The following is a 12,723-nucleotide window of genomic DNA, read 5'->3' on the forward strand; positions in this document are numbered from 1 at the left end:
GGATAGACGGCGGCTATCAACACGCCCTCAACCGCGCCCGCCCAGATAGGTGTGGAGCAGAGCGTCCAGCGCGTCCCTCACCCCCGCCTCGCGCGCCACCTTCAACAGCGCCTCCGCCAGGACGGACGGAGGATCGTCCCGCGCCACGACAAGCCCCACCCGCGGCCCGTGCGCCGGTCCCTCCAGCGGCACCACCCGCATCCCCTCCGGCACCCCGAACATGTGCAGCCAGGCATGGGAGATCACACTGGACCAGCGGCCACTGGGCAGATGCGCGTACAGCCCTGCGACACTGTCCGACTCGATCGCCGGGGTCGCCTTCGCACCGTCCGCCGCGAAGCACTCGTCGATGATCCGCCGGTTGCGCATGCGGGGACTCAGCAGGCACAGGGGCAGGGCGGCCGCGTGCGCCCAGCGGGCCCTGGTCACCGAGGCGAGCGGACCGGCGACCGGGGTGAGGAGCACATACCGCTCCTCGTACAGCGGGAAGCGGCGTACGTGCCGGAGCTCTGCGTCGTCGAGATACGTCATCGCCGCGTCGAGCTCGAACTCGGCGAGCCCGTGGGTGATCTCGGCCGACGACAGGGACTCCAGGCGGACGCGGGCCCCCGGGTGGCGTTGGCAGAACGGGGTGGTGAGGAGGGAGGCGGCGGGCAGCGCGGTGGGGACGATACCCAGGCGCAGGGTGCCGGTGAGTCCGCCGCGCAGCGCCGACAACTCCTGGTGCAGGGCGTCGCGCTCGGCGAGGATCCGGTGCGCCCAGGCGAGTACCACCTCCCCCTCCGGGGTCAGCCCCTCGTACCGTCTGCCCCGGCGCACGATCGGCACGTCCAGCTCGTGTTCGAGACGGCGGATCGCGGCGGACAGCGAGGGCTGCGAGACGAAGCAGGCGGCCGCCGCACGGGCGAAGTGCCGCTCCCTGGCCAGCGCGACCAGGTACTCCAGCTGACGCAGCAGCATCCACGACCTCCCCGGCGGGTCAGGCTCGCAGACGCCCCCGCGTCACGTCCATGCCCTCGGCAGCTAAGTCCATGACGGGTAGCGCCCGTCCACGCGGATCGCGTTGATGCCGCTGATGTGCCGAGCGCCGCAGCGGTCCTGGGGCAGTACGAGCTGGGGGCCCGCCCGGTCCAGCGGGGTGTCGTCGATGGCGACCGCGAGGAGGACCGGGGCGTGTGCGAAGTCCGGGTCGATCTCGGCCCAGGTGAGGAGCGCGTGATGACCGTCCGCCCCGGCCACCGCGATGAGGAAGCGCAGCCGGTCCTTGCGGCGGGCGGGGTCGAATCCCGGTCCGGCGTCGTGCAGGACGTCGTGCAGCAGGGGCCCCTCGAAGCGGTGGTGCTGTACGCCGCTGGTGGCGCACTCGAAGCTGACCCGGGCCCGATGCTGGGGCCAGGCCAACAGGTCGGGCACGGTCAGCCGGACCGGGCGGGCGAGGTCTCCGGTCAGGGCGACCGACGCGAGCGGGTGAGCGGGCGACTGCGTCAGGGACTGGCCCACTGGGCACCACCTCCCGAATGTCCGTACCCAGGAGGCGGTCCCGTACAAACGCACATGCATACACACAGGCAACGATCGTGCAGCTCATGCGATGTGACAGGAGACTTCCGGCTTGCATCTGCGGAAGTATGATCGGCGTAAGCATGCCTGAGGCTTCCGAGGGAGTAGACCCGTGATGACCCGATCCACGCGCCGGACCCGCACCCGCACTCTGCGCGTGGCCGGCGTCGGTGCCGCCGCGCTGCTGGCCCTGAGCGCCTGCTCGTCCTCCGACTCCGACTCCTCCTCCAACTCCTCCCCGAAGTCGGACACCTCGGCCTCCTCCTCGCCGAAGCTCTCCGGCACGGTGACCGTGTTCGCCGCCGCCTCGCTCAAGGAGAGCTTCACGACCCTGGGCAAGGAGTTCGAGAAGGCCAACCCGGGCACGAAGGTCACCTTCAACTTCGGCGGCAGCGACACGCTCGCCGCCAGCATCACCGGGGGCGCCCCGGCTGACGTGTTCGCCGCGGCCAGCCCCAAGACGATGGCGATCGTGACGGACAAGAAGGACGCCGCGACCACGCCCGCGACCTTCGTGCGCAACCAGCTGGAGATCGCGACCCTGCCCGGCAACCCCGACAAGGTCGCCTCCCTGAAGGACCTCACCAAATCCGGCCTCAAGGTCGTGCTCTGCGACAAGACGGTGCCGTGCGGCGCCGCCGCGCAGAAGGCACTGGACGCGAGCAAGCTGAAGCTCACCCCGGCCTCCTACGAACAGGACGTCAAGAGCGCCCTGACGAAGGTGGAGCTGAAGGAGGCCGACGCCGCCGTCGTCTACAAGACCGATGTGAAGGCGGCGGGTGACAAGGTGGAGGGCGTGGAGTTCCCCGAGTCGGCCAAGGCCATCAACGACTACCCGATCGCCCTGCTCAAGGACGCGCCCACCCCGGAGGCGGCGAAGGCGTTCATCGCGCTCGTGCAGTCCGCCGAGGGCCAGAAGGTCCTCACCGCCGCGGGATTCCTGCAGCCGTGACCAAGCTGGACGCCTCCGACGCCGCGGCCGACACCCTCACCGGTGGGCCGCGGCGCCGGCGCGTCCGGACGGGCGGACGGGCGGCCGGGGTCCCGCTCCCCCTCCTCCTCCCCGCCCTGGTCGGCCTGGCCTTCCTCCTGCTCCCCCTGATCGCCCTGCTCATACGGGCCCCCTGGCGGGACCTCCCGAACCAGCTGACCAGTACGGCGGTCTGGCAGGCGCTCCAGCTGTCCCTGGTCTGCGCCACGGCGGCGACCGGGGTGAGCCTGGTGCTGGGCGTGCCACTGGCCTGGCTCCTCGCCCGTACGGACTTCCCCGGCCGGGGCTTCGTGCGGGCCCTGGTGACGCTGCCCCTCGTGCTGCCTCCGGTGGTGGGCGGCGTGGCGCTGCTGCTGGCGCTCGGGCGCAACGGCGTCGTCGGGCAGTGGCTGGACTCGTGGTTCGGGATCACGCTGCCGTTCACCACGGCGGGCGTCGTGGTCGCGGAGGCGTTCGTGGCGATGCCGTTCCTGGTCATCAGCGTGGAGGGCACGCTACGGGCAGCCGATCCGCGCTACGAGGAGGCAGCCGCGACGCTCGGCGCCTCCCGGTTCACCGCGTTCCGCCGGGTCACCCTGCCGTTGATCGCGCCCGGGATCGCCGCCGGAGCCGTACTGGCGTGGGCGCGCGCCCTGGGCGAGTTCGGAGCGACGATCACCTTCGCCGGCAACTTCCCCGGCCGCACCCAGACCATGCCGCTCGCCGTCTACCTGGCCCTCCAGAACGACCCGGCCGCCGCGATCGCCCTGAGCCTGGTGCTGCTGGCGGTGTCGATCGCGGTCCTGGCGGGCCTCAGGGACCGCTGGACGGCGGCGCCGTCATGACGGACCCGACGCTCCCCTCGGGCAGGCCCCCCGCCTCCGACAAGGGCCTCGACGCCCATCTGGTCGTCCACCGCGACGCCTTCCGTCTCGACGTCGCCCTGGCCGCCGCGCCCGGTGACGTCGTCGCGCTGCTCGGGCCGAACGGGGCGGGCAAGAGCACCGCGCTGCGGGCGCTGGCGGGGCTCACACCGTTGTCCGACGGCGGCCGGATCCGGCTGGACGGCGCGGACCTGGGGCGCACGCCGCCCGAGGCCCGCCCGGTCGGCGTCGTCTTCCAGGACTATCTGCTCTTCCCGCACCTGTCCGCCCTGGACAACGTGGCGTTCGGGCCGCGCTGCCAGGGTGTACCGAAAGCGGCGGCGCGGGAGCGGGCCGCCGAGTGGCTGGACAGGATGGGGCTGGCCGAGCACGCGGCCGCCAAGCCACGCCGGCTGTCCGGCGGACAGGCACAGCGCGTCGCGCTCGCCCGCGCGCTGGCCACCCACCCCCGGCTGCTCCTGCTGGACGAGCCGCTCGCCGCGCTCGACGCCCGCACCCGCCTCGACGTGCGCTCCCAACTCCGGCGCCACCTCAGCGACTTCGAGGCCGTCGCCGTACTCGTGACGCACGACCCGCTGGACGCGATGGTGCTCGCCGACCGGCTGGTGGTCGTCGAGCACGGCCGGGTGGTCCAGGAGGGGACGCCGTCGGACATCGCCCGCCATCCGCGCACGGACTACATCGCCCAGCTCGTCGGCCTCAACCTCTACCGGGGCGCGGCCGAGGGCCACACCGTACGGCTGGACACGGGTCCGGCGATCACCACGACCGAGAGTCTGGCCGGTCCCGTCTTCGTGGCGTTCCCGCCCAGCGCCGTCACCCTGTACCGCGACCGTCCGACCGGCTCCAGCGCGCGCAACATGTGGCGGTGCGAGGTCGCGGGCCTGGAGACGCACGGCGACCAGATCCGCGCGGACCTCACCGGAGAGCTCGCGCTCGCCGCGGACCTGACGACGGTCGCCGCGGCCGAGCTCGACCTGCACACCGGGGCGCCGGTCTGGGCGACGGTGAAGGCCACCCAGACTCACGCGTATCCCGCCTGACGAGGAGTGACCAGGAGGCCTCATTCCTTCTGGTCACTCCTTCTGGGCAATCCTTCGGGTCACTCCGCCTTGGGTACCGCGTCCGCGCGGACCATCACGCAGTCGAACTCGACGACCCGGCCGGTGCTCTCCTCACGCGTCACCGGGTACATCCCCGAGATCTCGAACCCGCTGCCCTCGTACGTGGCGATCGACTCGCTCATCCGGGGGCTGCCCTCGTAGAGCCGCAGGGCCGCGACCTCCGACTGCATGCCCACGAAGTCCGCGATCCGCTCCCCGGCCCCCGCGAACACCTCCAGGTCGTAGCCCTGGGTGTCCATCTTCAGATACGGCCGGGGGTCGGCGATGCCGTCGAGCGCCTTCTCCAGCATCCCGTCGAGGCGCCGGATCTCGATCTCCTCGGTGTTGGTCTTCGCGAACCGGAGGTAGCGGTCCTTGCCGTAGTCGCTGGGCGGGAGAAGGGAGTTCATGGTGTTCCAGCCCACGTGGATGGACTGGGCGGAGTCCTCACGGCCGAGCCCGACGTTGTACACCCACCAGTCGTCGTCCTTCTTGGCGGCGCGCTCCAGCTTCTCGAAGGCGTCCTTGGTGGGTTCGAAGGAGACGATCCGGCCGGTGTAGCCGAGCTTGCGCAGCCGCCGCCCGTACTGGCCGGAGTTGGCGCCCACGTCGAAGACGCAGTTGACCTGGTACTTCTCCAGCAGGGCAGTAACGTGCTGGGTACACAGATACTCGGCGGCGGCAAGCTGGAAACGGCGTTCGTCGGCCGCCGAGGCCGTCTCGTCGACCAGCAGCCGCCCACCGGACTCACCGAAGGAGACACTGCCCCACACATCACCCGGCGACGAAGGCTCACGGGCGACCACCCACATGTCCGCCTTCGCCTCCGCGCCCACCGGTGTGACCACGTACTGTCCGCTGCCGCGGGCGATCAGATCGGCGGCGCGCCCCAAGGGGACGCGAGTGCGTTTGCCGCGCCGGTAGACCACCGCCGCACCCGAACCGAGATCAAGAACCCGCACCCCGATCCGGGGCAGCAGACCGAGCATTCTTCTGTAAAGGGTCGGCATCCCCACACCCTTTCAGACTCCTGTGAGACACGGGAGTGGTCGGAGAACTTTCGAGCGGAAGGACGGCGAGTGAACACGAGCACCGATCCGGAGAAGCCGGCGACGGCCGCCGCACTGGGCATGCGGAGGCATCCCGAGGGCGGCTGGTTCGTGGAGACATGGAGGGCGGCGCGGGACTTCCACCCCGACGGCTACCCGGGTCCCCGGGCCGCCGCCACCGCCATCTACTTCCTCCTGTCCCCCGGGGAGACCAGCGCCTGGCACACGGTCCGCTCCGACGAACTGTGGCTGTGGCACCGCGGCGGCCCCCTCGACCTCCTCCTCGGCGGCGACGGCGAAGCCCCGGACGGGGAGCCGACGGTCCTGCGTCTGGGCCCCGCCCTGGAAAGCGGCGAACGCCCACAGGCCCTGGTCCCCGGCCACGTCTGGCAGTCCGCCCGCCCGGCCGGCGACCAAGAAGTCCTGGTCAGCTGCGTGGTGGCCCCCGGCTTCGACTACGCGGACTTCCGCCTCCTCGGCAACGGGCCGTGAACCGACGGCAACCCTGCCGCGAACCACCAGCAACTCTGTACATCCTTGGCGGCTTTGTGACCTCCGCCCCTGGTTGCCGATCGCCGGGGGCGGGCATCACCCGGGGGCAGGACCGGCCGCGCACCGTTTCGCGCGGGTTCCGGCCGGCGGGGGTCCGGTCGCCGGGTACCGGTTGTCCTGGGAGGGGAAGTGAGGTTGTCATGCGTGCGCAGCAGCGCGCCGTCCGACTGACCGCCCGCGTGGAGTACACACTGCCGCGCGCGGCCGTTTCGGCAGGCAGGGCCCGCAGGTTGACCTCGGCGTTCCTGACCCGTCCACGTCCGCGGACGGCGGCGCCGACCGCCGACCAGGTCGACGACGCCACGCTCATCGCTTCGGAGCTCGTCGCCAACGCCGTCCGGCACGGCCGTACCGGCTGCCGGCTGCGGCTCCAGCTGGGCCACGGCGGCGAGGTGACCGTCGAGGTCCATGACGACAGCCCCGGTCACCCCCGGGTCGGCCTGGTGGACACCGACGCCGAAAGCGGCCGCGGCCTCGCGATGGTCCAGCAGCTCGCCCACCGCCTGGAAGTCGTCAACACGGGCGTCGGCGGCAAGACCGTCCGGGCGATCCTGGCGGTGTAGCCCCGCCCGCCTCACCCGGGAGAGTGACCCGGGGCGGACCGTCCAGCGGAGTCGACCGGTGGAGCGCCCGCCCACAGGTAGAGACAAGCATGCGCTTCTCTCCTGACGAGCCCCCCGGGCCCCGCGAGCCCCACGTGTCGCAGCCGCCGCGCGAGCCGCGCACACCGCGCAAGAAGATCTGGGTGGCGGCGGTAGCGGCCACGACGGCGCTGGCGGGCGCCCTGACCGCCCTCCTGCTCCTGCTCTCCGGCAACGGAGACGCGTCCCCGCACCCGGTCTCGGCGGACGAGGCCCAGCGCATGGCACTGGCCCGGTTCCGCGCCTACGAGGCGAGTCCTTCGGAGGTGACGATCCGGCTGCCCGCGGTGCAGACGGGGGACGGGACGATCACGGTGCGTGCGGTGGTCGACCACCATGTGCGCCGGGCCGTGGGCGCGTACGAGATCGTCGACGACACCCGGACCCTGCAGGGCCTGCTCGCCTGGGACCTGGAGGGCCTCGCCGTGGCCCGTCCGCCGGCTGTCACGTCCGGCGCCGAGCCCGGCCGGACGACGGCCAGGCCCCCCGCCCCGGACATCGTGACGACCGCCGCGCAGGCCGTCCGCAGGGCCGGCACCCTCAAGCGCGAGGAGTGGACCCGCCGCCCCTACTCCACGGCGCCCCTGGACCGAGCCCTGCGCCTGGTGCTGTCCGTGGCCGCGGACCGGCCCGACAACGCGGAACTCCTCGCCCGTTCAGGTCCGTTGTGGCTGCGCGACGAACGCCTGGACGGCCACGGTTACGGTGTCTTCTCCGGCCCGCGCCCTGGCCCGAGCCCCTCCGCGAGCCCCGCCGACGACTCCAGCCTCACCTACTGGATCGACACCGACGGCAATCTCCGCCGCGTCACGGCCCGGATGTCGCCGGGCCACTACGCGACGGTGGACTTCGTGGCCACGAGGGTGCGGATGGGCGTCCCCCGCGCCCCGTGGATGAAGGGCTGAGGAGAAGCTGCGGAGAAAGAGCGGGGATGCTGGGCCGGACGGGGTGTTACGCGGTCTCGGCCCAGCTGGGAACGGCGGAGCGGGCCGGGGTGACGGTCGGGCGGCAGACGAAGCCCAGACGGGTGAGGGCGCGGGCGACCTCGACCTCGGTGAAGTCGCGGCGGTCCTGCTTGGTGATGACCTCCCCCACCTGCTTGACGGGGTAGGTGTGCGGGCCGATGACCACGGACGCGCTGGTGACGGGTTCGGGCTCGCGGCCCGCCATCGAGTGCTCGACCTCACTCTTGATGAGGTCGAAGGGGAAACGGGCGATCACACAACGCATGGTGTCTCCGCGGGATGAAGTTTCACGGCGCCGGAAGGTGGGCACGGCAGACCGGAAAGTGGGCACAGCGGCCAGAAAATTCGCCGGAAATTCAATCCGGAACGACCGGGAACGGCCGGTGCTGAACCGGGACCGACCCGGACGGAAGAAAAAAGCAGGTGGCCGGGGCCCGCACCTCATGGTGCAGGTCCCGGCCACCTGTAAGCGTCGGCCGACTCAGAAGTCAGGCGTCAGCAGGTCCCGGACTAGGCGGGGACGATGTTCTCCGCCTGCGGGCCCTTCTGGCCCTGCGTGACGTCGAAGGTCACCTTCTGGCCTTCCTGGAGCTCACGGAAGCCCTGGGTGGCGATGTTCGAGTAGTGGGCGAAGACGTCGGCGCCGCCGCCGTCCTGCTCGATGAAGCCGAAGCCCTTTTCCGCGTTGAACCACTTCACGGTGCCAGTAGCCATGTCAAATCTCCTTCGGGGCAAAGCTCGAGGACCCACACTGTGCGGGTCCGCGTCGCCGCAATGATTGCCCCATCCGGAAAAACTCCCGGATAATTCAGAAGCGACCGACCGGTACGGACCGGAAAGTACGCTCCAAGACTTTGGGAACCACAACTGCAACTGATATCGACACTAGCACGTGCAGCTCCCGGAGGGCGGCGCACTATCTCACCCCACCCCGGGGAATAAAAAAACCGCCCGGACGGCGGCTCATTTTCTACCACGGCCATGACAGATATGTGCCCGCAGGACCTCACCGGGGCGGTCCTGCGGGCAGTGGCGGGGTGCTCGGCCGGGCCGCTCACCCGGACGGCCCGGCACGGCTGGTGGGCCGCCGGACCCGGTGGTGGCGTGGGAGGGACACTCGCGCGTCCGCCCCCAGGAGGCCTCCGCCATGCAGGTTCCGAACGGTCCTACCGGTCCGTACCGTCTCCTCGTCCTCGCCCTGACCGCGGGCCTCCTGTTGTCGGCGTCCGCGTGCTCGTTGCACGGCGTCATGAGGCCCGCGGACGCGCCGCCCGTCGTGCCGCCCGCCGGCTCCGCCACCCCCTCCCTCACCGACGCCCAGGCCTCGGCCGCGCTGATCACCCAGGGCGAACTGGGCGGTCGCTGGTCCGCGACGCAGGGCGGGGCGACCTGGCGGGACGGGCTCCTCAAGACCAGGACGGACACGCCGGACTGTCAGCGACTGCTCGACGGTCTGTACGCCGAGGATCTGCTGGGCGAGCCGACGGGAGCCCGGGCCGTCGTGGGCCTCGACGAGAGCGGCAACGCGGCGCAGCTGCGCTATCAGGTCGCCGCGTACGCCGCCCCTTCGGAGGTGGACGCCAAGCTGGCCTGGCTGCGGACGCTGCCCGCGAAGTGCGCGCAGTTCACGTCCACGGACGTGCGGGGTGGGCGGCTCAACGTGACGGTCGTGCCGGCGGTGTTGCCCGGGGTGGGCGATGCGCGGGAGGGGCTGCGGCTGACGATGAGCGGTGCGTCGTCCGGCGACAGTGGTGACGGTTCCGGCGCGGCGCCGATGCTGACACTGGACTTCGCCGCCGTGCGGGTCGGGGACCGGGCGGTCTCCCTCACCAACGGCGGGCTCGGCGGGGCAGCGCAGGACTCCACCCAGCAGGCCGTCCAGGTCGGTACGCAGCGGCTCCAGGACGTCCTGGCGGGCCGCCCCCTCACCACCGCGCCGGCCGAGCCCACCACCGCGCCGGCCGAGCCCACCACCGCGTCGGCCGACCCCACCACCGTGCCGGCCGGCCCCACCACCGCACCGGCCGGCCCCCTCACCGACGCGCCCACCGAACCCCTCACCGAAAGCCCCGCCGACCCCGACGACAACACCGCCGCCGACACCGCCGACACTGACGACACCGCTCAGGAGGGCTGACCCCCGAGGACCGGAAGGTCTCGCGGCGGCGGTCGGACCAGCCGGTCGACCGCGTCCTTCGCCTCCTTGAGGCCCGCGCCCGTGACCTCCCGGTACGCCTTGATCGCCTGGATCTTCTTGCCTTCGCGCGCGAGCGCGGCGACCTGTTCGAGCTCCGGGTCGACCTCCGTCAGGCCCAGGTGGTCGAGGATCCGGTCGAGCTTCTTCTCGACGCGGGCGACTCCGCGGTCGTTGCGGCTCAGTCTGCCTTCCAGACCCGCGTAGCACGCGAAGACGATCATGGCGAGGACGAAGAAACCGAGTATTCCGATGGAGTCACATCCTAGGGAAGACCCGCCGTCACCGGAGGCGCTGTGGGCACTGACGGCACAGGCGTGGCGGGGGTCCGACCGGGATAGGTCGCGGCGCCGCCGGTGCCGCCCGGCAGGACCGTGCCCTCGGTCGCCGACGGCGACAGGTCCGTCGCCGGGGTGGGGGTGGTCACGCCCCTGATCTCGACCACCGCGCCCGGCGCCAACTTCTTGTACAGCCACACCGCGTCCGCGCGGCGCAGGCCGATCCAGCCGGTCGTGACGTCGTAGTTCCCGGGGGCCTTCTCGTCGCCCGTGAGGGTTCCGACGAAGTTCGTCGTCCCGTCGGCGGCACGCAGTCCGATCACCCAGGCCACTTTCTCCATGTACTTGCCCGCGAACAAGGACAGAGCCCTGACGCTGTCCTTCGTGACGACCGTCATCCGTCCCGTGGCCGTTGGGTAGCGGACGGAACCGGAGGAGATCGGCAGGTCGCGGCCCGCGACCGTCAGCATGCGCCGCGAGAGGTCGACGGTGGCGTCGGGCGCGGCCGGGGAGGGGGTGCTGGGCGGGGCGGTGGGGCTCGCGGCCGGGGAGGGGCGGTCCTCGCGGTCGCCGCCGGTCAGGTTCAGGGCCACGACCAGGGCCACGCTCGCGGCGGCGCAGGCACCGGCGACGGTCACGGCGGTCCATCGAAAACGCCGGCGCCTGCGGCGTACGGCCCGCAGCCGGATCTCGGCACCGGACACCGACGGGAGAGTCTCGGCGTCCTGGGCCAACTCGCGCAGGCCGGAGGCGAGTTCATCGGACACGGTCGTCCTCCCTCTTCCCCTCGTCCGTCGGATCCAGCGAGCGCGCGGAGCGCGGCGAGTCCGCGGAACCCGCGGCCGGCTTCCCCCTGTCCGCGCTCTTCTTGCCCCTATCGGCGGTCTCCCACTCGTCCGCCGTCGCCAGCGTCTGCGCCAGCGCCGCCCGGCCGCGGGACAGCCGGGCCTTGACCGTGCCCACGGGGGCACCGGTTTCGGAGGCTACCTGCTCGACACTGAGGTCGCACAGATGGTGCAGGACCAGCGCCATCCGCTGTGCCTCGGGCAGCGTGCGCAACGCGGCGACCAGCGCGGTGCGCTCGGGGTCGGGGCCCGGCGTGTGCTCGGGCGGCGGGGTGCGGCGGACGAGTTCCAGCCAGCGGCGCGCGCGGCGCCAGCGGCTCACCGCGAGCCGCATCGCCACGGTCCGTATCCACGCCTCCGGCGCCCCTTCGGCGAGGAAATCCCGCCGCCGGTCCCAGGCGCGGACGAACGCCTCCTGGACGACGTCCTGCGCCTCGCCGTGGTCCCCGGTGAATGCGTACAACTGACCGGTCAGCCGGGGGAACGCGGCGGCGTAGAACGCGTCGAACTCTTCCTCGGTCATGCCCCCCGTCTCTTCCTCGGTCGTGCCCCCGCCGGAGACTTCGGAATTTCCGCCACCCCGTGCAACCCGGCGGTCCGTGCCGTGCGTACAGGTCCCGTACGCCGCACATCGAAACACACCGCAGGGGGATCAGGATGACCAGGAGAGCCAGGAGCCGTCGTATCGCGGCCGGTTGGACGGCGGCCGCCCTGTGCGCGCTCGCGCTCGCGGGCTGCTCGAAGGGGGCGGTGACGGAGAGCGCGGGCACCGAGGTGGACACGGCGGCGAAGCCGGGCACGGCGGCCGGTCAGAAGCCGACCACCCAGCCCGTCAAGGCCAAACCCCTCGCGAAGCTGACCGGCGCGCACATCAACATCGCCGACGGTCAGACCGTGGGCATCGGCATGCCGATATCCGTCACCTTCGACCACGCGATACCCACCGGTGAACGGGCCGAGGTGGAGCGGCAGTTGAAGGTCGACGCCGATGTCGAGGGCTCCTGGAGCTGGGTGAAGGACCGCAATCTGCTGGAAGGGCAGCGGGTGGACTTCCGGCCCCGCGCGTACTGGAGCCCGGGCACAGAGGTCACCGTCCGGGCGGGCTCGGGCATCACCCGGCACTTCACCGTGGGCCGTTCGCTCGTCGCCACGGTCGACGTGCGCACGCACATGATGAGGGTCGTCAAGGACGGGCAGACCCGGAATGTGCCCATCACCGCGGGCGCCGCGGGCATGGACACCTGGAACGGCACGATGGTCGTCTCCGACAAGGCGACCAAGGTCTTCATGAACTCGCAGACCGTCGGCTACGGCGACGCCTACGCGGACTATTACTACTACGCCGTCCACCTCACCACCTCCGGGACCTACCTCCACCAGAACCCGAAGGCCAATACGTACGCCGGGCACCAGAACGTCACCCACGGCTGCGTCGGGCTCGCGACGGACGGCACCGCCAAGAAGTTCTACGACGAGGTCATCCCCGGCGACGTCGTCACCGTCGTCGGCTCCAAGGACACGGTGGCCGTGGGCAACGGCTACGGCGACTGGAACGCGGACTGGGCCCAGTGGCAGGCCGGCAGCGCGCTGAAGTGAGCGTGCGGGCGGGGGAGCCGGGTGTTCAGGTCCCGGCTCCCCCGTCCGCCCCCACCCCCCACGTACCCGACTCCGAGAGACCGCAG

The 12,723-nt window shown here is 71.7% G+C and carries 16 protein-coding genes; 8 read left to right on the plus strand and 8 right to left on the minus strand.

The window, feature by feature from the left end; all coding sequences use genetic code 11:
- Positions 1–27: 27 nt before the first annotated feature.
- A complete protein-coding gene (locus tag SMIR_RS17720) occupies positions 28–960 on the minus strand; it encodes a LysR family transcriptional regulator (RefSeq protein ID WP_168493784.1) in 933 nt (310 codons plus the stop codon).
- A 63-nt stretch (positions 961–1,023) separates the two neighbouring features.
- A complete protein-coding gene (locus tag SMIR_RS17725) occupies positions 1,024–1,500 on the minus strand; it encodes a molybdopterin-dependent oxidoreductase (protein ID WP_248003021.1) in 477 nt (158 codons plus the stop codon).
- A 175-nt stretch (positions 1,501–1,675) separates the two neighbouring features.
- Here SMIR_RS17725 and modA point away from each other — a divergent pair, with 175 nt between their 5' ends.
- From modA to SMIR_RS17740, 3 genes are read left to right on the plus strand one after another with little or no spacing between them, the layout of a single operon-like run.
- Positions 1,676–2,512, plus strand: a complete 837-nt coding sequence (gene modA / locus SMIR_RS17730) for a molybdate ABC transporter substrate-binding protein (protein ID WP_168493779.1) — start codon at positions 1,676–1,678, stop codon at positions 2,510–2,512.
- Entirely contained in the window at positions 2,509–3,375 is an 867-nt protein-coding gene (gene modB / locus SMIR_RS17735; protein ID WP_212727174.1) for a molybdate ABC transporter permease subunit, read from the plus strand. The genes modA and modB overlap by 4 nt, the downstream gene beginning before the upstream one ends.
- The gene (locus SMIR_RS17740; RefSeq protein WP_168493775.1) at positions 3,372–4,457 is read left to right on the plus strand and encodes an ABC transporter ATP-binding protein; all 1,086 of its coding nucleotides are present in this window, start codon (positions 3,372–3,374) and stop codon (positions 4,455–4,457) included. Before modB ends, SMIR_RS17740 begins: the two co-directional genes overlap by 4 nt.
- 59 nt (positions 4,458–4,516) lie before the next feature.
- Here the strand turns inward: SMIR_RS17740 and SMIR_RS17745 are convergent, their stop codons facing one another.
- Positions 4,517–5,527: an FkbM family methyltransferase gene (locus SMIR_RS17745; RefSeq protein WP_075031697.1), complete on the minus strand. Its 1,011-nt coding sequence runs from the start codon at positions 5,525–5,527 to the stop codon at positions 4,517–4,519.
- Positions 5,528–5,596: 69 nt separating this feature from the next.
- Between SMIR_RS17745 and SMIR_RS17750 the strand changes: the two genes are divergently transcribed.
- The 3 genes from SMIR_RS17750 (at position 5,597) to SMIR_RS17760 (ending at position 7,664) form a co-directional block, all read left to right on the plus strand.
- On the plus strand, positions 5,597–6,058 hold the full coding sequence (locus SMIR_RS17750) for a cupin domain-containing protein (RefSeq protein WP_282190316.1): 462 nt from the start codon (positions 5,597–5,599) through the stop codon (positions 6,056–6,058).
- A 200-nt stretch (positions 6,059–6,258) separates the two neighbouring features.
- The gene (locus SMIR_RS17755) at positions 6,259–6,681 is read left to right on the plus strand and encodes an ATP-binding protein (protein WP_248003020.1); all 423 of its coding nucleotides are present in this window, start codon (positions 6,259–6,261) and stop codon (positions 6,679–6,681) included.
- A gap of 89 nt (positions 6,682–6,770) precedes the next feature.
- Positions 6,771–7,664 carry a hypothetical protein gene (locus SMIR_RS17760; protein WP_168493773.1) on the plus strand — a complete coding sequence of 298 codons (894 nt, stop codon included), beginning with the start codon at positions 6,771–6,773 and terminating at the stop codon, positions 7,662–7,664.
- Positions 7,665–7,710: 46 nt separating this feature from the next.
- Here the strand turns inward: SMIR_RS17760 and SMIR_RS17765 are convergent, their stop codons facing one another.
- Both SMIR_RS17765 and SMIR_RS17770 read right to left on the minus strand, forming a co-directional pair.
- On the minus strand, positions 7,711–7,989 hold the full coding sequence (locus tag SMIR_RS17765; RefSeq protein ID WP_168493771.1) for an SCO5918 family protein: 279 nt from the start codon (positions 7,987–7,989) through the stop codon (positions 7,711–7,713).
- A 245-nt stretch (positions 7,990–8,234) separates the two neighbouring features.
- Positions 8,235–8,438: a cold-shock protein gene (locus SMIR_RS17770; protein WP_010986199.1), complete on the minus strand. Its 204-nt coding sequence runs from the start codon at positions 8,436–8,438 to the stop codon at positions 8,235–8,237.
- A gap of 433 nt (positions 8,439–8,871) precedes the next feature.
- Here SMIR_RS17770 and SMIR_RS17775 point away from each other — a divergent pair, with 433 nt between their 5' ends.
- Positions 8,872–9,861: a hypothetical protein gene (locus SMIR_RS17775; protein ID WP_248003019.1), complete on the plus strand. Its 990-nt coding sequence runs from the start codon at positions 8,872–8,874 to the stop codon at positions 9,859–9,861.
- On the opposite strand, the gene SMIR_RS17780 is transcribed toward SMIR_RS17775, so the two are convergent.
- From SMIR_RS17780 to SMIR_RS17790, 3 genes are read right to left on the minus strand one after another with little or no spacing between them, the layout of a single operon-like run.
- A complete protein-coding gene (locus SMIR_RS17780; RefSeq protein ID WP_168493769.1) occupies positions 9,849–10,142 on the minus strand; it encodes a ribosomal protein L7/L12 in 294 nt (97 codons plus the stop codon). The genes SMIR_RS17775 and SMIR_RS17780 overlap by 13 nt on opposite strands.
- 41 nt (positions 10,143–10,183) lie before the next feature.
- A complete protein-coding gene (locus tag SMIR_RS17785; protein ID WP_211118762.1) occupies positions 10,184–10,963 on the minus strand; it encodes a L,D-transpeptidase in 780 nt (259 codons plus the stop codon).
- Positions 10,953–11,564: a SigE family RNA polymerase sigma factor gene (locus tag SMIR_RS17790; RefSeq protein ID WP_422664444.1), complete on the minus strand. Its 612-nt coding sequence runs from the start codon at positions 11,562–11,564 to the stop codon at positions 10,953–10,955. Before SMIR_RS17790 ends, SMIR_RS17785 begins: the two co-directional genes overlap by 11 nt.
- Before the next feature lie 134 nt (positions 11,565–11,698).
- Here SMIR_RS17790 and SMIR_RS17795 point away from each other — a divergent pair, with 134 nt between their 5' ends.
- Entirely contained in the window at positions 11,699–12,637 is a 939-nt protein-coding gene (locus tag SMIR_RS17795) for a L,D-transpeptidase (RefSeq protein ID WP_168493767.1), read from the plus strand.
- Positions 12,638–12,723 lie beyond the last annotated feature (86 nt).

It is taken from the genome of Streptomyces mirabilis (assembly GCF_018310535.1).
GTDB lineage: Bacteria > Actinomycetota > Actinomycetes > Streptomycetales > Streptomycetaceae > Streptomyces.

Bases quoted from the DNA above. Each gene is read 5' to 3' on its own strand.
- SMIR_RS17720 (WP_168493784.1), bottom strand. From the start codon at position 960: ATGCTGCTGCGTCAGCTGGAGTACCTGGTCGCGCTGGCCAGGGAGCGG.
- modA (WP_168493779.1), top strand. From the start codon at position 1,676: ATGACCCGATCCACGCGCCGGACCCGCACCCGCACTCTGCGCGTGGCC.
- SMIR_RS17740 (WP_168493775.1), top strand. From the start codon at position 3,372: ATGACGGACCCGACGCTCCCCTCGGGCAGGCCCCCCGCCTCCGACAAG.
- SMIR_RS17745 (WP_075031697.1), bottom strand. From the start codon at position 5,527: ATGCCGACCCTTTACAGAAGAATGCTCGGTCTGCTGCCCCGGATCGGG.
- SMIR_RS17755 (WP_248003020.1), top strand. From the start codon at position 6,259: ATGCGTGCGCAGCAGCGCGCCGTCCGACTGACCGCCCGCGTGGAGTAC.
- SMIR_RS17760 (WP_168493773.1), top strand. From the start codon at position 6,771: ATGCGCTTCTCTCCTGACGAGCCCCCCGGGCCCCGCGAGCCCCACGTG.
- SMIR_RS17765 (WP_168493771.1), bottom strand. From the start codon at position 7,989: ATGCGTTGTGTGATCGCCCGTTTCCCCTTCGACCTCATCAAGAGTGAG.
- SMIR_RS17770 (WP_010986199.1), bottom strand. From the start codon at position 8,438: ATGGCTACTGGCACCGTGAAGTGGTTCAACGCGGAAAAGGGCTTCGGC.
- SMIR_RS17775 (WP_248003019.1), top strand. From the start codon at position 8,872: ATGCAGGTTCCGAACGGTCCTACCGGTCCGTACCGTCTCCTCGTCCTC.
- SMIR_RS17780 (WP_168493769.1), bottom strand. From the start codon at position 10,142: ATGATCGTCTTCGCGTGCTACGCGGGTCTGGAAGGCAGACTGAGCCGC.
- SMIR_RS17790 (WP_422664444.1), bottom strand. From the start codon at position 11,564: ATGACCGAGGAAGAGTTCGACGCGTTCTACGCCGCCGCGTTCCCCCGG.
- SMIR_RS17795 (WP_168493767.1), top strand. From the start codon at position 11,699: ATGACCAGGAGAGCCAGGAGCCGTCGTATCGCGGCCGGTTGGACGGCG.